Genomic DNA, 24,670 nt, shown 5'->3' on the forward strand with positions numbered 1-24,670 from the left:
CTGATTTAAAAAATTTGCTTATAATTTAATTCTATAGCTTTAATTTCAGTAGCTTTTAATGCTGAAAACTCCTTTTGTAAAGCTCTTTTTGATAATATACCTTCGTTTTGTTCTAGAAAACGAACCAATAATGCAACCATTTTATCAGGCATTTCAAAATGATTATCTATATACTTTTTAAATACATCATATTTTTGTAAATAGTTTACTTCTTCCGGAATTACTCTTTCTAAAGTATCTTCTACACAGTCATATAAAAATTCTGCTTGTTTTGTTGCATTAAAATAACGGTAAAAATCAATGGTTTTATTTGCAACTTCTACACTATGGTCTTTCGTTTCTTTCCAAGAAATATAATCTAACAAAGGATGTGAATATTCTTCTAAAACATTTTTATAATCGTTTATATGATCTAATATTGATGATGATACGGGAAAAATTACGCCTTGTTGTGTAAACGCCTTTTTTGCTAAAACATGATGAATTATATACCGATGTAAACGACCATTACCATCTACAAAAGGATGCATAAAAACAAAACCAAATGCTATAGTAGTAGCTGCTAAAACTGCGTCATAAGTTTCATCTTGTAAAATCTCATTTGTTGCCGTTAACCCATTTAATAATGGTGTTAAATCTTCATATTTTGCAGAAATATGATCTGGAATTGGTTCTCCTGTACTTCTATCATGTTCACCTATAAAACCACCTTCTGTGCGCAAACCCATTTTTGTAAAGCGGCTATTTTCTATGACTATTTGTTGTAAACGTTCTAATTCTGAAATACTTAATTTTTTAGAACCTGCTTGTCCAATTGCTTTTCCCCAACGAATTGCTCTATTGTTTGTGGGTTTTTCTCCCTCTATGGTAAAAGATGCTTTAGAGTCTTTTAGTAACAAAAATGAAGATGCTCGTTGTAATACGTCTTTATGAATACTATTTAGAAAAACATTTTTTTTACTAGCAACATTGGCGCTAATATGATTTTCTAGTTTTTCGGTTTTAAAAATTAACGGACAAAAATCTACTGTTCCTGGAAGATTATTTACAATACGATGTCTAGAAGATCTTATTCCTTTTACACCATATTGTAATTTTTTATCTAATAAAGAAACAAAGTTCCCACTAGTTAAATCTTTTATATTTAATTTAATTCCAAAAAACCATTCGTACAAAAACCAAATTCTACGACTATATTGTCCTAATAATTCTAAAGTAATAATGTTTTCTATTTCTTGTTGTGGTATTTTTTCGAATAGTTTTTTTAAGACTAATAAGTTAACTCCTTCATATTTTAAGGCAAATATAAGTTGCTTGTAAAGTGTTTCTTCTGGTTGATGTCTAGATGTAAATACTTTAAAATTTTCTGTAGTGTACTTTCTCTTTTTAAAACTAATTAATGCCAATTGATTTGGTATTGGCACTTCTAAATTATAGGCTTCAATAATAGCTCCATAACCTACTAAATAGGCTTCTTCTGGTGCTGTTTTACCGCGAAAAACAGTTATTTTAAGTGAAAAAGGCTTATTATTCATTGATTTTGGTGAAAAATAGTTTTTTAAATTTTGGTGAAAAACACTTACAATTAGTGAAAAACACTTATAATTTACAGTAATTGGTGAAAAATACTTATTCAAATATAACTAAAAAACGTGCGAAACTCTTAAAAAAGATGCGTAAAACATTGTTTTTCTTTCCTTCTGTCATTGCGAGGCTTTTTTGCCGAAGCAATCTGTTTGAGTCCTCTGTTATTGCGAGTTAGTTATTGCGAGGTACGAAGCAAAGCAATCTGTTTGTTGGGTTTCCTACTCTTGTTTTAACCCGTATGCATTTTCTGTATGTTTTTACTCTTGCGTTCTCACTCTTGCGTGGGATTGCTTTGTCGTGCCTCCTCGCAATGACGAGTACGTTAACACTCATAAAACAATTCCTCCCATTCCGGATTCATACTTTCTATTAATGCAATTTTTTGCGCTCTATTTCCTCCTTTTAACTGCTTTTCTCTTGCAATTGCATCACCAATCATTTGAAAAGATTCATAATAAACTAATTTACTTAAATTATATCTGGCTGTAAAAGATTTTTTATCAATTTTAGATTGATGTTGTTTTATTCGCTGCTCTAAATCGGCTGTAACACCAATGTATAAAGTGGTGTTGTTTTTGTTGGTTAGTATGTAAATGAATCCTGGTTTCATAATCTAATACGTCATTGCAAATAAACTTAATTAACACTCGTCATTGCGAAGAATGAAGCAATCTGCTCGTTGGGTTTCCTGCATTTTATTAAACAAACATCTGTTGCAACAACCTTTTTTTAAACGCTTGTGTTCTCACTCTTGTGTGGGATTGCTTCATTCTTCGCAATGACACTCATGCGCTCGTCATTGCTTTAAAACTCGTCATTGCGAGGCACGAAGCAATCTGTTCGTTGGGTTTCCTGCATTTTATTTAACAAACATCTGTTGCAACAACCTTTTTTTAAACGCTTGTGTTCTCACTCTTGTGTGGGATTGCTTCATTCTTCGCAATGACACTCATGCGCTCGTCATTGCTTTAAAACTCGTCATTGCGAAGAATGAAGCAATCTGTTCGTTGGGTTTCCTGCGTTTTATTAAACAAACATTTGCTGCAACAACCTTTTTTTAAACGCTTGTGTTCTCATTCTTGTTTGGGATTGCTTCATTCTTCGCAATGACACTCATGCGCTCGTCATTGCTTTAAAACTCGTCATTGCGAGGCACGAAGCAATCTGTTCGTTGGGTTTCCTGCATTTTATTTAACAAACATCTGTTGCAACAACCTTTTTTTAAACGCTTGTGTTCTCACTCTTGTGTGGGATTGCTTCATTCTTCGCAATGACACTCATGCGCTCGTCATTGCTTTAAAACTCGTCATTGCGAAGAATGAAGCAATCTGCTCGTTGGGTTTCCTGCTCTTTCTTAAACAAACATTTGCTGCAACAACCCTTTTTTAAACGCTTGTGTTTTTTCTATTTGTGTTTGTACATTTTCTATTTTTGTATCGATAGCACTTAAATAAGTAGCTATTTTTTGTTGTTCTTTTAGGGATGGAACAGATATTTTTAATAATTTTATATCTTTTCCACTAACGGCTGTAAACGTACTTCCTTGTTCTAAACTAATCCATTTTAATTCATAGCTTAATAAAAATTGATATAAAAACTCAATATTAGAATTTTTATTATTTTTAATAGAACAAACTCCTCTACCAATACAAGCATTATGTAAAGATTTAGCTATTGAACCAACAGGTGCTCTAACAGTTAAAATTAAATCACCTATTTCACAAGTTTTTGTAGGTTCATTTGTCCATTGTCTTGGGCTTGTAATTCTTCCTTTAATATCTGCGTTTCCTTGGATTAGAAAAGAACCTTTACCTTTTTCATTATATGATTTTGAGTCTGGTGATTGCCCCATAGTTATTATAGAAACCTCCCCCAACTTCTTCTCTTCCCAATCAGGGAAAGAGGTTTGTGCATTTTTCGAATTAGAGATTGCTTCGTCCTTTGTCCTCGCAATGACGTTTGTATTGGTATCCTCTGGTTTAAAACGCAATTGCTGACTAAACAATTGTTGCATTGCACCTTTTTTATAGTTTTCTAATAACTGCTTTTTAGTGGTGAGTTGTTGTATTTTGGTATCTACGGATGTTAAAAATGATGCTATTTTATGTTGTTCTGGAATACTCGTTAATTTAACAAAGACTTTACTCAAACTATCTTGACCAACATTATATCTTGTACTGCCTCCACTTTTTGTAGTTACTTCCTTTCTTGCTGATGAAGTTTTTAGTAAATAATTCATAAAATATGGATTATAATCTACTTTTTTTCTTCCTCTAATCACAAATCCACCAAATACAGCTCTTTTATTTTCATCAACATAAACATTGGCTTGTCCTACTTCTTCCCTTGTTTCTGAGCTTCTTTGAAAAAGTACATCACCATAAACTACTTCATTTTTTTCCAGTTCTTTTTCTGTAACTTCTACTTTTCCTATAATTGAATTATAAGTAATTACAGATTCACCAATAATATCAAGGACATTAATAAATTTTATACCAGAACCATATTTTTCTTTATCAGAATTTAAACCATTTTTAAAAGTGAATAAATTTCCTAAAGTGGTTTCTTCCCAATCACCATCAAATTCCTTAAAGCGAAGTTTAGGAATTAAAGAAACAGATTGCTTTGTCGTTCCTCCTCGCAATGACAAAACCTCTTGCAATTCGTCATTGCGAGGCACGAAGCAATCTGTTTGTTGATTACTTGTATTCTTTATTGTTATTTTGTTTTCGTCTTTCATCATAAACAGATTGCTTCACTTTCACTGCGTTTCGTTCGCAATGACGCGTATAAAATTAAAAAGGAGTTTCAATATTTAATTCTTTACAAAAATCTGATATCGTTGCATCAGTTACTGCAATATCTTTTTCTAATGCTTTTAAATCCGCAGAAATACTTAAAAGGTCAATTGCTTCTTCCTCTTCAAACGTATCTACATAACGTGGTATGTTTAAATTGTAATCGTTTTCTTGTACTTCTTCTAAACTGGCAACATAACTATATTTGTCTTTGGTTTGTCTTGTTCTGTAGGTATCTATAATTTCTTGTAAATGCGCATCTGTTAATACATTTTGCGTTTTTACTTTATCAAAATGATTGCTTGCATCAATAAATAAAATATTTCGACTGCGCTCAATATGACTGCTTCTGTCTTTTTTTAATACCAATATACATGTGGGAATACTTGTACCAAAAAAGATGTTAGACGGCAAACCAATAACGGCATCTAATTGGTTTTTATCTTCAATTAAATACTTTCTAATATGTCCTTCTGCTGCACCTCTAAACAAAACACCATGCGGTAAAACGCACGCCATGGTTCCGTTTTCATCTAACTGATGAATCATGTGTTGTACAAAGGCAAAATCTGCTTTACTTTTTGGCGCCATTTTACCATACGGAGAAAAACGTTCGTCACTAATAATACTATCTGGATTCCAATTGGCAGAAAAAGGCGGATTTGCTACAATGGCTTCAAAACGTTTGTCTATGTGTTTTGGTGATGGATTTACTAAGGTATCTTCATTATAAATATCAAACTTTTTATAATGTACATCATGCATAATCATGTTCATTCTGCATAAGTTGTACGTAGTTGGGTTGCTTTCTTGTCCGTAAAAGCCACCAACCTCTTTTACTTCTTTAGAAACTCTTAATAGTAAAGAACCAGAACCACAGGTTGGGTCGTACACAGATTTTAAACGTTCTTTATCTGTAGTTACAATTTGTGCTAATATTTTAGAAACTTGTTGCGGTGTATAAAATTCTCCCGCTTTTTTTCCTGCTCCAGAAGCAAACTGACCAATTAAATATTCATACGCATCGCCTAACAAATCATTTTCATTGTTTTCTAAATCAAAATCAATGCCTTCTAAATGCGTTAATACTTTTACAATCAATTCATTTTTAGATTCTTCTGTTTTTCCTAGTTTACTACTTGTTAAATCTAAATCTTCAAAAAGGTTTCCAAAATCGTCTTCACTTTCACTTCCCATAGTGCTTTGCTCTATGTTGGTGAGTACTTTTTGTAAATCTTCTAAAATAAATTTATTGGTTCCACCAGAGTTTCCTCTTTTGGCTAATTCGCTAAATAATTCTGTAGGTTTTAAATAATAACCCAACGCATCTAACGCATCTAACTTTATTTCTTGTAATAAGATTTCTTCTGCTTCATGTCCTATCACTTCGTGATATTCTAAACCATCTGGTTTTAAAATTACATTAGCGTGTAAAGACATTTTTTTACTTAAATACTTGTAAAAGATAAAGCCTAGTATATAATCTCTAAAATCATCAGCATCCATATTACCTCTTAAATCGTTGGCAATACTCCATAAAGTTTGATGCAATTGTAATTGGTTTTCTGACATATATATGTATAATTCTAATTATAAGATTGCTTCATTATATTCGCAATGACGTCTAAAATTAGTGTGATAAACAAGCAATTTATTTTTTGTTTAAAATTACATTTTTTGATGGATTTGACAAGTGAAAACTAGATAGATTTATAGTAAAGGAACATATTTGAAATTTCTAGGTAAACATTACAAAATATGAAATTAAAGGCTTTAAGAATACTTTAAATAGATTATCAATTCTTAGTTGATTTACTCGGTTTTAACGAGGGTTTGTTACCTGGTGTACTTTTATTGTCTCTTCTTCTTTTATCAAGCGTACCGTCTTGTTTCTTAGGTTTTGGTCCTGGTTTAATAGCTTCAATTATTTTCATACTATTTTTATTTAACTATTAGAAATTAAAAGTAAACAGTTGATATGATAAATCTTTACGGAAATCCATAACTAATAAAAAAATATATAATAATCCAATCTCGTATTTGGTATTATTCAATAATATTTTTTAAATACGTTATTCTAATAAACATTCGAACTATAATAATTTGTAGCCATAATTAGACATGGCGCTTGTACAGAACTTGTTGAAGTATTAAATTGCCTCTTGCCAAAATCGCTCGATTGTTTTATTAAAAATAATTATGCTACGCAGTAATTTTTTTAAACACAATTTTCCAACTACTTAATTATTCTTTTATTTAAATTTCACAGTAAAGCCCATAAAAACTATATATTATTCAATATTTTTGTTTTTCAAAAAAAACAAATTTAAAATGCAAAACCTACAACCTATAATGTTAGTTGGTACTGGCTCTGATGTTGGTAAAAGCTGGATAACAACTGGAATTTGTAGATGGCTTAAACAAAAAGGGTATCAGCCTGCTCCGTTTAAAGCTCAAAATATGTCTTTAAATAGTTTTTCTACACCAGATAATCTTGAGATTGGCAGAGCTCAAGCAGTACAAGCAGAAGCTTGTGGCATTCCGCCAACGGTAGAAATGAACCCTATTTTATTAAAACCGTCTTCGGTAAATAAATCGCAAATTATTTTACACGGAAAGCCTATTGGCGATCAAACTGCTAAAGAATATTTTTTAGGTGATAATAAAAAACACCTTTTCGAAGAAGCTAAAAATTCATTTAAACAATTAGCTTCAAAACACAATCCTATTGTAATGGAAGGTGCTGGTAGTATTAGTGAACTAAACTTAAAACATAGAGATATTGTAAACATGAGAATGGCCGAAGCAGCCAATGCTTGTGTTTATTTAATTGCAGACATCGACAAAGGTGGCGTATTTGGTAGTGTTTACGGTACTATTGAATTACTAGAACCTTGGGAACGTAAACTTATAAAAGGTGTTATTATTAATAAGTTTAGAGGAGACCCTGCTTTGTTTGTTGATGGTAGAAAAAAACTAGAAGAATTAACAGGTGTGCCAATTTTAGGCGTTTTACCTTATGATAAAAGCATTATAATTGAAGAAGAAGATTCCGTAGCTTTAAATAATAGAAACACAACAGCTGTAGAAAATAAATTAAACATTGCAATTATAAGATTGCATTATATGTCTAATTATACTGATTTTCAGTCTTTAGAACAAGAACCTTTAATCAACCTATATTTTACAAGAGATTCTGAGGAAATAAATAAAGCTGATGTTATCATAATTCCTGGAACAAAAAATACCATCGAAGATTTAATTAGTTTAAAAGAAGATGGTCTTGATACAATTATTAAAAATAAATACAACCAAACACCTATAATCGGAATTTGTGGTGGTTATCAAATGTTAGGAAAAAATATTAAAGATCCTTTTTCTGTAGAAAGTACTATTAAATCTGTAGACGGATTGGATTTATTCGATATAGAAACAACACTTTCTAAAACCAAACAAACTGTTCAACGTAATTTTCTTTTTAAAGATTTAAAAGAAATTTTTGAAGGTTACGAAATTCACATGGGAGAAACATCAGTTCCAATAAACAAACACCTGAATCTTATCAACGGAAAAGAAGAAGGTTATTTTGATGGAAATAAAAGTTGGGGAACCTATTTACACGGCATTTTTGATAATCAAGAAATAGTTACCGAATTACTACAATTAAAATACCCTAACGCTAAGGCCATAAATTACAAAGCTTTTAAAGCAGCACAATTTGATAAGTTAGCAGATTGGATAGATAATAACTTAGATATGGCAACCATCTTAAAAAATAGCGCACAATAATGTTAAACGGACATGGTGATGACCTTCATTTAATTAAAGGAGAAATTAAACACAACTTTAGCTCTAACGTGTATTATAAAGGTTGTCCAAAAGCATTACTCAACGAGGTATCAAAAAACATTCATCAAATTGAAAGTTACCCCTCGCCTATTGCCAATGAATTAAATATTTTGGCGGCTAAGAAATTCCGACTTAATAGCAATCAATTTTTATTCACCAACGGTGCAACAGAAGCATTTTATCTTATCGCTCAATTATTTTCTGATAAAAAAGCAGCTATCGTAGCTCCTACTTTTGCAGAATATGAAGATTCTTGTAAAATCTTCAATTTGAATTATAAATTAATCTCTAGATCAGAAATAAAAGAAACCAAAGCAGACCTAATATATATATGTAACCCAAATAATCCTACTGGTGACATATTTTCTAATGATGAATTAGAACTTTTATTTCAACAAAAACCTGAGACTACCTTTATTATTGACGAAGCTTATATCGAATTTACGAATAAATTAATATCAATCGTATCGTTAACTAAAACATACTCGAATTTAATTATTGTCCGTTCGTTAACCAAAACATTTACGATTCCTGGTTTACGTTTAGGGTATGTTATTTCTGATTCATCAAACATAGAAAAACTATTGGAATTAAAAATGCCTTGGAGCGTAAACACGCTTGCTATTAAGGCAGGTGAATATATTTTCAATAACTACAAAAAAATCCAGTTTAACGCTTCAGAATTAATAACAGAAACTACTATTTTTAAAGAGCAGTTAGCTACATTAAAAGATATAAGAGTTTGTGATAGTAATACTTCTTATTTTTTAGTCGAATTATTACATCATTCTGCAAAAGAATTAAAGGAACACTTAATTGTCAACCATCAAATTTTAGTTAGAGATGCAACTAATTTTAATAAACTAGAAGGAGAATATATTCGTGTAGCTACACAAAGTAAAGAAGCCAATAGCATTCTAATCAAAGCCTTAAAAGAATGGATTTAAGTACTATTTACATATTAATTATTGCTTTTCTTTTAGATTTAATTATTGGAGATCCCAAAAAACTACCACATTTAATTATCGCTTTTGGAAATAGTATTTCTTTAGGAGAAAAATTACTCAATAAAAACAAGTCTAAGTTTTTAAAAGGTGCTTTATTAACCATTTTATTAGTTAGTACTTCTTTTATTACGCCGTATTTCATCATAAAATATCTAAACGCTTATGATTTTCAATTTATAGCAATTGCTTTTTCTGTACTTATGCTATTTTATTGTTTAGCCAATAAAACACTAGTAAAAGAAGGAAATGCTGTTTTTAATGTTTTAAAAAAGGAAGGTTTAGAAGCCGGGAGTAAACGTTTATCATGGATTGTAGGGAGAGAAACTAGCAAGTTAAGCGAACAACAAATTAGAGTAGCTACTTTTGAAACGATGGCAGAAAATTTAAGTGATGGTGTAATTGCTCCATTATTTTATTTTCTAATTTTAGGAGTGCCTGGTGCAATGGCTTATAAAATGATTAACACACTAGATTCTATGATAGGTTACAAAAGTGACCGTTATTTTTTCTTCGGAAAATTTGCAGCAATATTAGATGATGTTGCTAATTATATTCCTGCAAGAATTACGGGAGTATTAATGTTAGTTGTTACCTTTAAATTAAAAGGATTCTCATTTATTTTTAAAGAAGGAAAGAAACATAGCAGTCCGAATGCAGGGTATCCTGAAGCTGCTTTAGCATATATTTTAGACTGTCAATTTGGTGGACCTAATTATTATCATGGTAAATTGGTTGACAAACCTTTTATAGGAAGCAACAATCGAACAATTGAACATGAAGAAATTAAAACAGTAAGTAACATAAATTACACAACAAGCATACTCTTTTTTCTTTTGATGATTGGATTGTTACTACTATTCTAATATGGTTAATTTTCGAAAAAAATATATTATTACAGGCGCACCAGGAACAGGTAAAACAACCTTAATAAATCTTTTAAAAGACACAGTTCCTTGTATGGATGAAGTTTCTAGAAAGGTAATTATTGATGAACAAAAAAACAACAGAGATGGAATGCCTTGGTCTAACATAAAACGTTTTACCAACCTTGTCTTTAAAAAAACAAAACAAGAATTATTAAATACCGATACAAGAATTTGTGATAGATCATTACTCGATTTAGAAGCTTATTTAACTGTAGAAAACAAAATAGTGCCTAAATATTTACATAACTTTCCTTATTTAAAAACATACCATAAAACGGTTTTTTTTGCTCCAACTTGGTTTAATATTTACTGTCAAGATGCACAGAGATTACAAGAATTTGATTATTGTTTAAAGTTAGAAAAAGCGCTGTTAGAACAATATAAAAAAAAGGGGTTCAAAATTATAATGCTTCCAAAATCTTCTCCTATTAAAAGAAAGCAACTCATTCTAGATTCAATCTTATAATTCAAAAAATTATCTATACATTTGTCTCGTTATATGGTTTCTTATTCTTTAGTAATTTTTAGAATATAGAATTAAAAGGGAATTTGGTGTAAATCCAAAACTGTTCCCGCAACTGTAAAGCTTATTAAAGGCTTCATTAATAAAAACCACTGTAGTAATTAAAACTATGGGAAGGTAAATGAAAGTTAAGCTAAGTCAGGAGACCTGCCAATATTACAATGATTTATAATAGTAACTCTCGGGTAAAGAGTTAGAGAATTATGTTTTTTCATATTTTCTTTCCCTACCTGCTTAATTTCGTTTTTAAATGCAAAAATTGATTTTATGCAGTTTATGGATAACGTGTTTTTCACAATCCATATTCACGCAAAACAAAACCCTTAAAGGTAAGGTAACTGATGTTGAAACACAGTTAACAATTTTACAAGTACGTGTACAAACTACAAACAAAACACTTTTAACAACCACAAATGAAATTGTTGAATTTTCTATAACACCAGAAAATTTTTATAATGATTATGCAACCGATTTTGCTGTAAAATACGCAACTCCTAAATATCAAATAGATGTATCCGTAGAAAACATTTTTAACAATAAATGGACAGAAGCCGTATTTTATGACTCTTCACAATTAAAAGGAGAACCTGAACCTGTAGACGATATTCATTTTACACCTGGAACTCCATTTTTAACAAAACTAAGTCTTACATATTTCTTATAAATTATGGGTAAAAACGTCGCCAACACTACACATACTTTTTTCTTCTGTGACGGAGGTTCTTGTCAAAAAGCAGGAAGTGAAAAAGTTATAAGAACAGCAAGAGCTTATTTACGTAACAATGGGCATTGGAATGATACACACACTATTAAAACAAGATGTAATGGTAGATGTGAAGACGCTCCTACTTGCATTGTGTACCCTGGGCAAAATTGGTATAAAGAACTTACACCAGAAAAAATTACGCCTATTGTAAAAAGGCATCTTGATAATGCGCCACTTGTTAATTCTGAATTGTTATACAAAAAAGGTTGGCAACAACAAGTTTCTAATAATGAAATTGCTCCTATAAAACCAAAACCGTTCGAATTAAAAAATGATACCGAATTAGGTGAATGTTTTATAACCAAAGGTTTTAGTTCTGACCAATATTTATACCCATTGTTTTTATATCTATTAGAGAATCCTAAAGGAGTTTCTTTAATTTCTTCGGATGAAAAAAGAATTTCGTTTCAAGAGATCATCTCTTTAGACTATTCTAAAACATACACATTAGAATTACATACAGAAACAACAGCGATACCATTTACTATTGCAGCTGTTCCTAAAGAAAATAAAGAATTACAACAAGCTAAAATTTCTAGTACAGAATATTATTTTCATAAAGAAACACAACAAACAGGTATTCGTTTTAAAAATAAATTTGGAAAAATTTTAGGTCAGATTGAATTCGATTCTCTAAATAATAAAGCTTGGGAATATTGTACTAAAATACAATTACAAAACGTACATCTAGATTTAAAAAATTATGAATAAACAACATATTTCCATATTAGGATTAGGCTGGTTGGGTTTGCCACTTGCTTTGAAGCTTCAAAAAAGTGGTTATTCAATTAATGGAAGTACGGCTACATTAGCACCTTTAAAATCTCTCGCTAAATATTCTTTTCATACTTGTAGAATAAACGTTGAATCTGATACTATTATTGGAGATTGGGAATCTTTTATTGCAGAAACAACAACACTTATTATAAATTTTCCACCAAAACGAATTGATAATATAGAAACGATACATCCATCACAAATAGCTCAGATTATAGCGCACACGCCTAAAACTACAAAGGTTATTTTTGTAAGCTCTACATCGGTATATCAAAACAACAACGAGCTTATAGATGAAACTGTAACTTGTCTTCCAGAAAAAGCATCTGGACACGCATTAGTGAAAGCAGAAGAGTTATTACAAGAACATTTTGGTAGCAACTTAACTATTTTACGATTATCCGGATTAATTGGACCTAAACGTCATCCTGGGAGATTTTTAGCGAAAAAGAGGGAACTAAAAAACCCAAACATCCCTATTAATCTTATTCATCAAAAAGATGCTATCGGTTTAATTGAAACAATTTTAGAACAAAACTGTTTTGGAGAAATTATAAATGGTTGCGCAGATGTACATCCTAAAAGAAAAGACTTTTATGAAAACGCAGCTATTAAATTAAACTTACCTGCTCCTATTTTTGGTTCATCAAAAGAAACCTATTATAAAATAGTTAACAATTCTAAATCGAAATCATTACTTAATTTTAAGTATCAGTTTTCAAATCCTGAATGGATTTACACAAAAGAACATTTACCAGAAATATCTATTGTTGGTGCTGGTCCTGGTAATAAAAATCTATTAACATTAAAAGCTTTTAATGCTATTGAAAATGCTGAAATTATTTTACACGATAATTTAATTTCTGATGAAATATTAGATATCAACACACAAGCCAAACGGATTTATGTGGGGCGTAAATTTGGCGATAAAGAAGATCAAGAAACACGCCAGAACAATATTAATAGATTGATGAAAATGCATTGTAAACAAGGAGATAAAGTTGTTCGCATAAAATCTGGTGATCCATATATTTATGGTAGAGCTGCAGAAGAAGTTCGGTTTTTAAAGCAACATCAACTTCCGTTTACTGTTGTTCCGGGAATTTCAGCCGCTTTAGCTGCTGCAAGTTCTGCTAATATCCCTATTACTGAGAGAAGACAATCTAATGCTATTTTAATATGTACTGCCCATACCGCAGATTATTCTACTGCACAACTAAAAGGAATTGCAGAAATGTTAAATGCCGGTAATACATTGGCACTTTATATGGGCTTAAAAAGTTTAGATAAAATAATTCCTAAACTAATAGAAGTTTGTAAAAACCCAAAAATCCCCATCAATGCAATCTCTAATGTTTCTAGAGAAAACGAAGTTTTACTTTCCTCTACATTAGATAAAATAGAAGAAGATATAAAAAAACAAACGCTACAGATGCCTGTAGTATTTTTAATAGGTGTAACACCGATCAACTAAAAGAATGAAAAAAGGAATTTTACTTTGCGGACATGGTAGTAGAACCAAAACAGGAACTACCGCTTTTAAAGAATTGGTTGCAGCGCTACAAGCACGTTATACAGACTATGAAGTAGATTACGGCTTCTTAGAATTTAACCATCCTGTTTATGAAGCTTCTATTGAACGCATGTATCAAAAAGGTATTCGTGAAATTTATGCATTGCCAATTATCCTTTTTGCAGGTTCACATGCTAAGAATGATATTCCGTATGAAATGAATACCATTCAAAGCTACTATAGTGATTTAACCATAAAAATGGGAAAACATTTAGGTGTGAATTCATTTTTATTAGAATTAGCTCAAAAAAGAGTTTTAGAAGAAGAAAGCAAACATTCTGTAATGGACAGAAAAGACGTTTGTTTAATGGTAGTTGGTAGAGGCACAACCGATACCGATGCCAATTCTGATGTTCACAAACTAGCTTGTATGCTGGGTGAAGGAATGGGGTTTGGGTTTACAACCGTTGCCTACAGTGGTACTGCTTACCCAAGCGTTACCAAAAGTTTAGAACTCACTAGTAAAATGGAATTTAAACGTACTATTGCCATTCCTTTTTTCTTTTTCACAGGAATTCTTTTAGAACGTATTTATAAGCAAATAAGAGATTTTAGCGAAACCTCTCCTTTAGAACACGTTTACACACAAGCTTTTGGTAGTGACGAGTTAATTTTAAAAGCCTTTGATGAGCGTTTAGAAGAAGCTATTAACGGAACAGCAAACATGAATTGCCAAATGTGTAAATACCGTAAACAAATTGTAGGCCTAGAATCTGAAATAGGAAAAGAACAAATGGGACATCATTTAGGTGTAAAAGGAGTTCTGTTTGAAGAAGATGAAAAAGTGGGACAAAAAAACAGTCTATTTACTAAAATTAAAAAAGGTTTAGGAATATGATGGTAGGAAAAATACAAGGCGTTTCCTTAGGACCTGGTGATCCTGATTTGATTACCCTAAAAGGTTTAAAAGCATTACAGCAAGCTGATAAAATATACTATCCAGGCTCTTTGTTTAAAGGCGGAAGAAAGGCTAGCTATTCTTTATCAATCTTAGACCATTATAAGTTAGATTCAGAAAAATTAGTCGGTTTTTATCTAAAGATGGATTTAGGAAGAAACCATGTGAACGAGACTTACGAAACTGCTTTTCAGCAAATACTTGCGGATTATAACAAAGGTTTATCCGTAGTAATAGTTAGTGAAGGAGACCTTAGTACGTTTAGCTCTTTTTCTTATCTATTAGAAAAAATTAATACACACGAATTAACGATAGACTTAATTCCTGGTATAACATCTTACTTACATTTAGCATCAGAAAGTAAAACACCTTTGTGTTTACAAAATGAAAAAGTAACCATTATTCCACGCATACAAACTAAAGAAGAATTACAAGAAGCTATTGCTAATTTTGATACCGTAGTATTGATGAAAATCATATCCGTTATCGATATTATTAGTGCTGTAATTGATCAAAAAAAACACAGTATTACCTATGCCGAACGCTTAGGAACAGACCAACAATTTATTACAAACAGTTGGCAAACCGCAAACCAAAGAGAAACCCCTTATTTTTCTCTTATGATTATTAAAAAAATAAAAAAATGAAAATAACCGTTGCAGGCTTAGGTCCTGGAGATATCAATTATATGTTACCCGTAGTTAAAAATGCTTTACAAAAAGCAGATGTTGTTATTGGGTACGACTATTATTTTCAATTTGGACAAACGCTTTTTAAAGAAGATGCTGAGCTAATTTCTATGCCCTTAGGTAAAGAAGAAGCAAGAGCACATAAAGCTGTAGAAAAGGCGCAAGAAGATAAATATGTAGTAGTTATTGGTTCTGGTGATGCAAGTATTTATGCGATGGCAGCCATCGTTTACGAAGTAGTATCCAAAGAAAACCAAAACGATATAGAATTAGAAACGCTACCTGGAGTTTCTGCTTTTTTAGCTGCAGGAAGTAAATTGGGAGCTCCTTTAGGTCATGATTTTTGTTGTATTTCATTGTCGGATTTAATGACACCTTGGAACAAAATCGAACAAAGAATTAAGGCCGCTGCCATGGGCGATTTTGTTACTAGTTTATACAATCCTAAAAGTAAAAAAAGACATTGGCAGTTAGGGAAACTTCAAAAAATATTTTTAGAAGAACGTGCCCCTTCTACTCCAGTCGCTATCGTTAGACACGTAACGCGTCCAGAAGAAGAAATTAAAATCACCACTTTAGGAGAATTTAATCCTGAAGATGTAGATATGTTTTGTTTGGTGATGATTGGTAATTCACAAACCTATCAGTTTAAAAATTATTTAGTAACACCCAGAGGTTACCTTAACAGAAAACCACATACAGGTAAAGAAATTCAGCAAGAAAGTTTTAGAATTGTTACCGAACATATTAAAGAATTGCCTTTTTCTATTGCTAATAAATGGGCAATAACAAGAGTTATTCATACTACAGGAATTTTAGAAGATTTCAACCATTATTCAGCTTCACCACAAGTCATTGAAAAATGGCATACGCATCTTAAAAATGGTGGAGAAATTGTTACCGATGTTACCATGGTACAAGCGGGAATTACAAAAGCATTTATAAAAGAATATGGTAATCAAGTACATTGTTTATTAAATGATGAAGATGCACAAGAGTTAGCCAAATCAGAAAATATTACACGTTCTCAAGCAGGAATTAGAAAAGCTATTGAAAAGCATCCGAATGCTTTATATGTTGTTGGAAACGCTCCTACTGCTTTATTCGAAATTGTAGACCAAATAAGAGATAATGACAATTTTAAACCTGCAGGAGTTGTGGGTGTTCCTGTTGGTTTTGTAAATGTTTTAGAAGCTAAAGAGCAATTATCGCAAGCTAAAAACACGAACTGGGTAATTATAGAAGGCAATAGAGGTGGTAGTAATGTTGCTGCAGCAATAGTAAATGCTGCTTTTACATTACCTGAAGCTTTAACTTATTTTAAATCTTAAAAATGAACAAATTCACTCCAGAAAATATTGAAACCTTAGAGCAAATAATACTCGCTCGTAGAGATGTTAGAGGAAATCGTTTTATAGATAAAGCGATTGCTAAAGCAGATTTAGATAAGATATTGTTTGCTGGAGTAAATGCACCTTCGGTGGGGTTTTCGCAACCTTGGGAATTTGTTATTATTAAAGATTTAGAAATTAGAAATAAAGTTAAAGACAGTTTTTTTGAAGAAAACGAAATGGCTAAAACACTTTTCGAAGGAAAGAAAACAGATGCGTATACCCAATTAAAACTAGAAGGTATTGTAGAATCTGCTTTAAATATAGCTGTTTTTTATAAACCAAGCCAACATCCCGTTTTAGGGCAAACTGCAATGAAAGAAGCCGGAGTTTATTCGGTGGTTTGTGCTATTCAGAATATGTGGTTAATGGCACGCGCATTGGATATTGGATTGGGTTGGGTAAGTATTCTAAATCCTGATACCATTAAAACGATACTAAATGCACCTGAAGACAGACAACTAATAGGCTATTTATGTTTAGGACACGTAGATGAGTTTTATGAAAACCCTGAATTAGAACGTTTACAATGGGAAAAACGAAAGAATATTAACGATGTGATAATTAAAGAATCGTATTCTTAAATGGAGCAAAAAAATACACATATCGATTTTTATTTAATTGGAATTAGCAACCATGCTATTCCCCTATTAAGTAATGATGCTTTAGAATTAATGAAGGGTTCAATAGTTTTTTCTGGCGGAAAACGTCATTATCAATTAGTAAAATCGTTTTTACCTAAACACCATACTTGGATTGAAATTTCAGGTAAAATGGATGCTCTTATCAAACAATATAAAAACATGGATGCTTCTATTGTTGTTTTTGCTTCTGGAGACCCATTTTTCTATGGTTTTGGTAATACTTTACAACGATTAATTCCAAATGCGAAACTAAAAGCATATCCTTATTTCAGTAGTATTCAATTACTATGTCATAAAACACAAACCAACTATAATACCTTAAAATCGGTATCCATTCACGGTAGAGATTGGTCGGCTTTAGATGAAGCTTTAATTCAACGTAACGAATTAGTAGGTGTCTTAACCGATAACAAAAAAACACCTGCCGAAATTGCCAAACGAATGCTTCAATACGGTTTTGATAATTATTCAATAACCATAGGAGAAGCTTTAGATGGAAACGAAGAACATATTGAACAATTAGATTTAGTTACTTGTTCTCATAAAACACATAATAACCTCAACTGTGTATTACTAAAGCAAACAAAACATAAAGACAAACCATTTGGTATTCCAGATGATGCATTTATTCCTTTAACGAATAGGCCAAATATGATTACCAAAATGCCGATACGTCTAAGCACTCTTAATGCTTTACAATTACAAAATAAAAAAGTGCTTTGGGACATTGGTTCTTGTACAGGTTCGGTGGCTATTGAAGTAAAAAAACAGTATCCGCATTTAAAAATTGTTGCCTTCGAAAAGCGAGAAGAATGTGGAGCAATAATTCAAAAAAATACAGAGAAATTCTCCACTCCGGGGATTGATATTGTTATTGATGATTTTTTCAATATCAACTTAAAAGAATTTCCAATTCCTGATGTTGTTTTTATTGGCGGTCATGGCGGACGATTAAAAGAATTGATTAGGATTATTGATGCATTAAATCCATCAGTAAGAATCGTAACCAACGCAGTCAAAGAAAGCAGCACAGTAGTATTTGTTACAGAATTATCAAAATTAAATTACAAAATTCATACAAGCTCAATTCAAGTAAATGAGCATAATAAGATTAGCATTCACACAGCAGAAAAAATATAAATGAAAAAAATAGCCATTATTGCAGTTACTGAAAAAGGGTTAGATAAAGCACTTACTATTCAGCAAGAATTCCCAAAATCGTTGGTAATAACAACTTTGCAATCTAGTAACGGAAATGTATCAAGCATTACCTCTATTTCAGATTATTTAAAAGACAATTTCGCAAAGTTAGACGGTATTTGTTTTGTGAGTGCCTTAGGTATTTGCGTGCGTTTAATTGCTCCGTACATTCAAGATAAAAAAACAGACCCAGCAGTTATTTCTGTAGATGATTTAGGGTTGAATGTACAATCTGTATTAAGCGGACATAAAGGTGGAGCAAATGATTTTGCATCAAAAATAGCAACTATTTTAGGAGGAAATGCAATAATTTCTACTTCTAGTGATGTACAAAATATTTGGGCTTTAGATACCCTTGGTAATCAATTTAATTGGCAAACAGAAAGTTCTATTTCTATGACTAAAACAATGGCGTTGTTTGTAAATAACAAACCAACGGCGTTACTTTTAGATATTAAAGACAAAGGAACTAAACATTTAGAAGAAACAGCTCCTAGTTTTGTGACTGTTTTTTATAATGTAGCAGAAATTGATTTTACAAAATTTGAATTATTTATTGCAGTAAGTTACAAAGTATACGAAGCTTTAATACCTAGTTTATTTTTAGTTCCTAAAGTACTTTCTGTAGGTTCTGGATGTTCAAAACAATTAGACTTCAAACTTTTTGAAGATACTTTTAAAACAAAATTAGCAGCTGAAGGATTGCGTTTTTCTGCAATTAAAAACTTTGGTTCTATTGATATTAAAGGAGAGCAACAAGCTTATTTAGATTTTAGTAAAGCTAATAATATACCATTCAGCACATTTACTTCAGATGAAATAAATACAATTACGATACCTAATCCAAGTGAAATGGTGTTATCTAAAATTGGTGTAGACGGTGTTTCAGAATCTTGTGCGATGCTCCTTTCTAATAATGATGAATTACTTGTTGAAAAACAAAAAATACATTTAGAAACTAATGAAAAATTTACTTTTTCTGTTGCTTTAGATGTAAACGTAAGACGTAAAACTGCCGTTGCCATTATTGGTGCAGGTCCTGGTGATGAAGAGTTAATCACTATAAAAGGTAAAAAATATTTGGAAAAAGCAGACTGCGTATTATATGCAGGAAGCTTAATTCCTGAAGAAATGACCAATTGGTGTAAACCTGGAGCAATTGTAAGAAATTCTGCAATGATGACTTTAGAAGAGCAAATTGCTTTAATGCAAGAACACTACAAAAAAGGAAACGCAATTGTTCGTTTACAATGTGGAGACCCTTCTTTATATGGAGCAATTCAAGAACAAATGACCATTTTTGATGAGTTAAAAATGGATTATTTTATTGTTCCTGGTATTTCTTCTTTTAGTGCAGCAGCAGCGGTATTAAAATCAGAATTTACAATTCCTGAAATTGTGCAATCTATTGTATTAACTCGTGGAGAAGGAAAAACACCAATGCCATCAAAAGAAAGTATTTCTGCTTTTGCAGCAACTAATGCTACCATGTGTATCTTTTTAAGTGTAGGAATCGCTAAAAAAGTACAAGCACAATTATTAGAACATTATGATGCAAATACTCCTGTAGCTGTGATGTACAGAATTAGCTGGAAAGATGAAGAAATTTATCAAGGGAAATTAGAAAATCTAGCAAAAATTGTAAAAGACAGTAAAAAAACAAGAACGGTATTAATTATAGTTGGTCATGCAATTGGAGCTCGTAAAAACAGGTCTCAATTATACAGTCCTGATGTAAAACACATCTTTAGAACGAATAAGAAATTTGTAGTAACAGAGTAATTATTCATTATAAAAAAGCACAAAAATGATATTGGTATTTGGAGGAACAACGGAAGGAAATAAAGTAGCAAATTTACTACAAGGAAAAGAGATGCCTTTTGTGTATTCAACAAAAACCAATATCCCTTTTGAAGAAAATAAGATAGCTAGTTATAGAAACGGAGCTTTAGATGAAAAAGAGCTAGAAGAATATTTATTAAAAAATAAAATTCACACAATTATTAATGCTTCCCACCCTTTTGCTGAAATATTACATAATACCATTGCAGAAGTGGCAGAAGAATTACAAATACCAGTAATAAGATTTGGTCGAAAATTACTTTCAAAAACCATCCATCCATCAGTAATTTATGTCGATTCTTATGAGAATGCTTTAGAACAATTTGAAGAAAAATCAACTTTATTAGCACTTACAGGAGTTCAATCCATAAAAAGACTAAAACCTTGGTGGAAAAACAATCTTTCCTATTTTAGAATACTCGACAGGTCTGAATCATTAGCAATTGCAAGAGAAAGTAATTTTCCTGAAGAACAATTGATTTTAGGTTTACCATCGTCTAATTTAGAAAAGGAAATTGAAATTATACAACAGAAAAAAACAACTCTAATTTTAACTAAGGAAACTGGAAATAGTGGTTTTTTAAATACCAAAATTGAAGCTGCTTTAAAAACCGATTCGAAAATAATCATTATTACTCAACCCAAAACTCCTGCTTATTTTAAACAAGTATTTAACGAAACTGAATTACATCACTTGTTAATCAAAATCCAACCTTTGGAATTATTGACTAAAAATTCAGGTTTATGGGGTTAAGAGAAGTACCAAAAGGCCCTTTAAGAGATGGCTTTACAACCGGAACATCAGCAACTGCAGCAGCAAAATCTGCGTTGATGGCTATTATTCATCAGAAAGAAATAACTGCTGTAAAAGTGCATTTGCCTATTGATAAAATATTGGAAATTCCTGTACATCATTGCGAGTTTACAGATAACACGGCAAAATGTTCCGTAATTAAAGATGCTGGTGATGATCCTGATGTAACAAATGGAGCAGAAATAGGATGTATTTTAGAATTAACACAACAAAAAGGAATTCAATTTATAGCAGGAGAAGGCGTTGGTACAGTAACTCTTAAAGGCTTAGAATTGGCAATTGGAGAACCTGCAATTAATCCTGTGCCTAGAAAAATGATTAGCAGTGCTATTCAAAAACTATTGCACAATTACGATTTAGAATGTGGTGTATCTGTAACTATTTATGTTACTGATGGAAGAAAATTAGCAAAACGGACACTTAATGAACGCGTTGGAATTATGAACGGAATTTCCATTTTAGGAACTTCAGGAATTGTAAAACCATATTCTTCATCTTCATATATCGCAAGCATAGAACAAGGTATTGATGTTGCCGTTGCAAATAAAAACTCTGAGTTAGTTATCAATTCTGGAGCAAGAAGTGAAAAATTCTTATCAAATAAATTTACGCATTTACCAGAATACGCATTTATCCATTATGGTAATTGGATTGGAGAAACACTTGTAAAAATTAACTCCTCTCCTATTGATAAAGTCAGTATAGGAATTATGTTAGGAAAGGCTGTAAAATTAGCTGGTGGAGTTACAGATACGCATAGTTGTGTTTCTAGTTGGAATAAAGATTTTGTTGTACAAATTGCTAAAGAAGTTGGCTTTTATGAAGCTGATAAAATAAGAGCATTAAATATGGCTGGTCGATTGATTGAGTTATTTGATTTTGAACAGAATTCGCCTTTTTTCCAATTGTTATTAGATCATTGTTACCAACATACGCATACAAAAATGAATAAAGTAAATCTTGATATTTACCTTATTCATAAAAATGGAACACTTATAAAATATATTAAAAAATGACAATAGTATCTTTAATTAGGCCTCTTATGGCTGGGATATTACATTCTTTTGAACCCGATCATGTTACTGCCGTTTCAGTATTGGCTACAGAAAACGCTATCCGAAAAGAAAAAGTAAGTTTTAAAACAGTTTTTAAAGCATCACAATGGGCGCTTGGTCATTCTGTAACGCTACTTCTATTTGGAGGAACCGCTTTAATATTTAAAAGCATGGCTACTTTAGTGGTAGACGGAATTTCTTTTTATGCTGAATTAAGCGTAGGACCAATTATGATTTGGTTAGGAATTGTTGCCATCAAAAGAAACCATAAAATCAACGAAATGATTGATGAGCACAAGATCATTGAGGCTCATGAACACGAACTTTCTAACCCAATACATTTACACGGTACCAAAGGAGAAGAAATAGCTGTAAACCCAATGAATAAATCTTTTTGGGTTGGTATGCTACATGGTTTGGCAGGAACAGGAGGCGCATTAACCTCAGCTTTAGTTTTAAGTAGCACAACCTTGGGAGAAGCAATTCTTATTCTAGCAGTAGAATCTATAGGTATAATCGTTGCCATGGGTGTTTATAGTTACGTTTTAATTCATGTAATGAGTCGTTTTTTAGAACGTAATCTATCCATTTTTAAATGGATGAACGGAGTTGCAGGTGCAGCTTCTATAGTTATCGGAATCGTATGGTTATATAATTGCACATCAAATTTATGATACAAAATACACAACAAATAAATTTTCCTTTTTCGGCAATTGTTGGTCAAGATAATTTTAAGCTAGCGCTTATACTAAATTTAGTAGATCCGCTTATTGGTGGCGTGTTAGCTATTGGTGATAAAGGAACAGGAAAAACTACATTAATACGTTCGTTAACCAACTTAATGGACACAGAACAAAAGTACCCTTTTGTGAATCTTCCTATCGGTGTTTCTGAAGACAGACTTATTGGTAGTATTGATTTAGAACAATTGATAAACCATAAAAAAGAAGTGATCAACCTTGGGTTAATGGCACAAGCACATCAAGGTATTTTATATGTTGATGAGGTAAATCTTTTACAAGATTACCTTACAGATATATTATTAGATGCCGCTGCTTCGGGTACTTTTTATTTAGAAAGAGAAGGCGTATCTCGTAATTTTAAAAGTCGCTTTTGCTTAGTCGGTTCTATGAATCCTGAAGAAGGAAATTTAAGACCACAATTAAAAGATCGTTTTGGGTTAAGTGTGCAAATAACAACACCTACGGATGCTAAAGTGCGACAACAAATCATAAAGTCTCGTTTATCTTTTGATGATAATCCCACTCAGTTTGCTACTGAATATATAGATAAAGACCTTGCTATTTCTAAGCAAATTACAAATGCCAAAGTAAGACTATCCTTTATCCCTATTAATGATGCTATTATTGAACATTGTAGCGAACTAGCCATTCAGCATCAGGTAGAAGGTTTGCGTGCAGATATTTTATTAGTAAAAACTGCTAGAGCTTTTGCAGCTTATAATAATGCATCAGAAATTACCACAAAAGATGTAGATAGTATTGCCGATTTTGTTTTAAACCATCGTAGTTTAAATAAAGACCCAAATCAGCAAAATCAATCTCAAAACGAAAACAAAAACGAGCAACAACAAGAATCTTCTTCAGAACCTAATAGTTCTTCAAAAGAAGAAAATATTGCTTTTTTAAATCCGAAGAATACCTTTCAGAAACAAAAAGAGGTAACAACAAATACGTTACAACACGAAACGAATTCAGTTTATAGTTCTGAAGGGAATCTTACTGTTACTGATACTAGAAAAACTGTAAGTCAATATTTAGCAACAGATAAGTTTGATTTAAAAACCAAACGAAAATCGAATATTTTAAAACAGCATCATATCTTTTTAATAGACTCTAGTGGTTCTATGTTAAAAGACCAAATTATAGCCTATGCTAAAGGTACCGTTAACAAAATAGCAGAAAGCTCTAAAAAACAAAACACACAATTTTCTATAGTTTCTTTATTTAACGGAGAAGCACAATTAATTTTAAATCAAACAGGAATATTAAAAGATATTGAAATCGCTTTAACAGAACTTAAAACTGGTGGAAAAACGAATTTAACTGCTGGTTTTAAACAAGTAAAAGGTATTTGTAGTTCTGTTGATTTTAATCACAGTCTACATATAATTACGGATGGAAAATTAAATGCAGAAAGCAATTTAGATGATACGGTTTTGGCTTTTCAAACCTATTGCAAAGGAATACAAAAAACGCAGGTTATTGATGCAGAAAAAGGGATGGTAAAAATTGGAGAAGCAAAAGAACTAGCCAATCGTATTCGTGCCAATTATGAAATTTTAATTACAGAAAATATATAAATCTTAAT

General features: G+C 31.5%; 22 protein-coding genes and 1 riboswitch. Of the genes, 17 read left to right on the top strand and 5 right to left on the bottom strand.

Going from position 1 to position 24,670, the window contains the following annotated elements; genetic code table 11:
- Positions 1 to 5: 5 nt before the first annotated feature.
- The 5 genes from GQR92_RS01955 to GQR92_RS17770 all read right to left on the bottom strand — a co-directional run bounded on the left by GQR92_RS01955 (position 6) and on the right by GQR92_RS17770 (position 6,319).
- Entirely contained in the window at positions 6 to 1,535 is a 1,530-nt protein-coding gene (locus GQR92_RS01955; RefSeq protein ID WP_158837544.1) for a Fic family protein, read from the bottom strand.
- 374 nt (positions 1,536 to 1,909) lie between these two features.
- On the bottom strand, positions 1,910 to 2,197 hold the full coding sequence (locus GQR92_RS01960) for a GIY-YIG nuclease family protein (protein ID WP_158837545.1): 288 nt from the start codon (positions 2,195 to 2,197) through the stop codon (positions 1,910 to 1,912).
- A 744-nt stretch (positions 2,198 to 2,941) separates the two neighbouring features.
- Positions 2,942 to 4,330, bottom strand: coding sequence for a restriction endonuclease subunit S (locus GQR92_RS01965; RefSeq protein WP_199269170.1), 1,389 nt, complete (start codon positions 4,328 to 4,330; stop codon positions 2,942 to 2,944).
- Between the two features lie 52 nt (positions 4,331 to 4,382).
- A complete protein-coding gene (locus GQR92_RS01970; protein WP_158837546.1) occupies positions 4,383 to 5,957 on the bottom strand; it encodes a type I restriction-modification system subunit M in 1,575 nt (524 codons plus the stop codon).
- 224 nt (positions 5,958 to 6,181) lie between these two features.
- Entirely contained in the window at positions 6,182 to 6,319 is a 138-nt protein-coding gene (locus GQR92_RS17770) for a hypothetical protein (protein ID WP_199269171.1), read from the bottom strand.
- Between the two features lie 397 nt (positions 6,320 to 6,716).
- Here GQR92_RS17770 and GQR92_RS01975 point away from each other — a divergent pair, with 397 nt between their 5' ends.
- The 17 genes from GQR92_RS01975 (at position 6,717) to GQR92_RS02055 (ending at position 24,662) form a co-directional block, all read left to right on the top strand.
- Positions 6,717 to 8,174 (top strand): cobyric acid synthase, encoded by a 1,458-nt coding sequence (locus GQR92_RS01975; protein WP_158837547.1) that lies wholly within the window; start codon positions 6,717 to 6,719, stop codon positions 8,172 to 8,174.
- The gene (locus GQR92_RS01980; protein WP_158837548.1) at positions 8,174 to 9,181 is read left to right on the top strand and encodes a pyridoxal phosphate-dependent aminotransferase; all 1,008 of its coding nucleotides are present in this window, start codon (positions 8,174 to 8,176) and stop codon (positions 9,179 to 9,181) included. Before GQR92_RS01975 ends, GQR92_RS01980 begins: the two co-directional genes overlap by 1 nt.
- Positions 9,172 to 10,104, top strand: a complete 933-nt coding sequence (gene cbiB / locus GQR92_RS01985; RefSeq protein ID WP_158837549.1) for an adenosylcobinamide-phosphate synthase CbiB — start codon at positions 9,172 to 9,174, stop codon at positions 10,102 to 10,104. The genes GQR92_RS01980 and cbiB overlap by 10 nt, the downstream gene beginning before the upstream one ends.
- 1 nt (position 10,105) lies before the next feature.
- Entirely contained in the window at positions 10,106 to 10,633 is a 528-nt protein-coding gene (locus GQR92_RS01990) for an AAA family ATPase (RefSeq protein WP_158837550.1), read from the top strand.
- Between the two features lie 18 nt (positions 10,634 to 10,651).
- A riboswitch (cobalamin riboswitch) is annotated at positions 10,652 to 10,859 on the top strand.
- 90 nt (positions 10,860 to 10,949) lie between these two features.
- On the top strand, positions 10,950 to 11,354 hold the full coding sequence (locus GQR92_RS01995) for a hypothetical protein (protein WP_158837551.1): 405 nt from the start codon (positions 10,950 to 10,952) through the stop codon (positions 11,352 to 11,354).
- Positions 11,355 to 11,357: 3 nt separating this feature from the next.
- Positions 11,358 to 12,167 carry a (2Fe-2S) ferredoxin domain-containing protein gene (locus GQR92_RS02000; protein ID WP_158837552.1) on the top strand — a complete coding sequence of 270 codons (810 nt, stop codon included), beginning with the start codon at positions 11,358 to 11,360 and terminating at the stop codon, positions 12,165 to 12,167.
- The gene (gene cobA / locus GQR92_RS02005) at positions 12,160 to 13,707 is read left to right on the top strand and encodes a uroporphyrinogen-III C-methyltransferase (protein ID WP_158837553.1); all 1,548 of its coding nucleotides are present in this window, start codon (positions 12,160 to 12,162) and stop codon (positions 13,705 to 13,707) included. The genes GQR92_RS02000 and cobA overlap by 8 nt, the downstream gene beginning before the upstream one ends.
- Before the next feature lie 4 nt (positions 13,708 to 13,711).
- Positions 13,712 to 14,644 (top strand): sirohydrochlorin chelatase, encoded by a 933-nt coding sequence (locus GQR92_RS02010; RefSeq protein WP_158837554.1) that lies wholly within the window; start codon positions 13,712 to 13,714, stop codon positions 14,642 to 14,644.
- A complete protein-coding gene (cobI, locus tag GQR92_RS02015) occupies positions 14,641 to 15,351 on the top strand; it encodes a precorrin-2 C(20)-methyltransferase (protein WP_158837555.1) in 711 nt (236 codons plus the stop codon). The genes GQR92_RS02010 and cobI overlap by 4 nt, the downstream gene beginning before the upstream one ends.
- Positions 15,348 to 16,724 (top strand): precorrin-3B C(17)-methyltransferase, encoded by a 1,377-nt coding sequence (gene cobJ, locus GQR92_RS02020; protein ID WP_158837556.1) that lies wholly within the window; start codon positions 15,348 to 15,350, stop codon positions 16,722 to 16,724. Before cobI ends, cobJ begins: the two co-directional genes overlap by 4 nt.
- 2 nt (positions 16,725 to 16,726) lie before the next feature.
- A complete protein-coding gene (gene bluB, locus GQR92_RS02025; RefSeq protein ID WP_158837557.1) occupies positions 16,727 to 17,368 on the top strand; it encodes a 5,6-dimethylbenzimidazole synthase in 642 nt (213 codons plus the stop codon).
- Positions 17,369 to 18,568 (top strand): precorrin-6y C5,15-methyltransferase (decarboxylating) subunit CbiE, encoded by a 1,200-nt coding sequence (gene cbiE, locus GQR92_RS02030; protein WP_158837558.1) that lies wholly within the window; start codon positions 17,369 to 17,371, stop codon positions 18,566 to 18,568. It begins immediately after the preceding gene.
- Positions 18,569 to 20,410, top strand: coding sequence for a precorrin-4 C(11)-methyltransferase (gene cobM, locus GQR92_RS02035; RefSeq protein ID WP_158837559.1), 1,842 nt, complete (start codon positions 18,569 to 18,571; stop codon positions 20,408 to 20,410).
- 25 nt (positions 20,411 to 20,435) lie between these two features.
- Positions 20,436 to 21,224 carry a precorrin-6A/cobalt-precorrin-6A reductase gene (locus tag GQR92_RS02040; protein WP_158837560.1) on the top strand — a complete coding sequence of 263 codons (789 nt, stop codon included), beginning with the start codon at positions 20,436 to 20,438 and terminating at the stop codon, positions 21,222 to 21,224.
- Positions 21,215 to 22,300, top strand: a complete 1,086-nt coding sequence (gene cbiD / locus GQR92_RS02045) for a cobalt-precorrin-5B (C(1))-methyltransferase CbiD (protein ID WP_158837561.1) — start codon at positions 21,215 to 21,217, stop codon at positions 22,298 to 22,300. The genes GQR92_RS02040 and cbiD overlap by 10 nt, the downstream gene beginning before the upstream one ends.
- A gap of 26 nt (positions 22,301 to 22,326) precedes the next feature.
- Positions 22,327 to 23,013, top strand: a complete 687-nt coding sequence (locus GQR92_RS02050; protein ID WP_233269956.1) for a hypothetical protein — start codon at positions 22,327 to 22,329, stop codon at positions 23,011 to 23,013.
- Positions 23,010 to 24,662 (top strand): AAA family ATPase, encoded by a 1,653-nt coding sequence (locus GQR92_RS02055; RefSeq protein WP_158837563.1) that lies wholly within the window; start codon positions 23,010 to 23,012, stop codon positions 24,660 to 24,662. The genes GQR92_RS02050 and GQR92_RS02055 overlap by 4 nt, the downstream gene beginning before the upstream one ends.
- Positions 24,663 to 24,670 lie beyond the last annotated feature (8 nt).

Source organism: Polaribacter sp. L3A8 (genome assembly GCF_009796785.1).
Classification (GTDB): Bacteria; Bacteroidota; Bacteroidia; order Flavobacteriales; family Flavobacteriaceae; genus Polaribacter.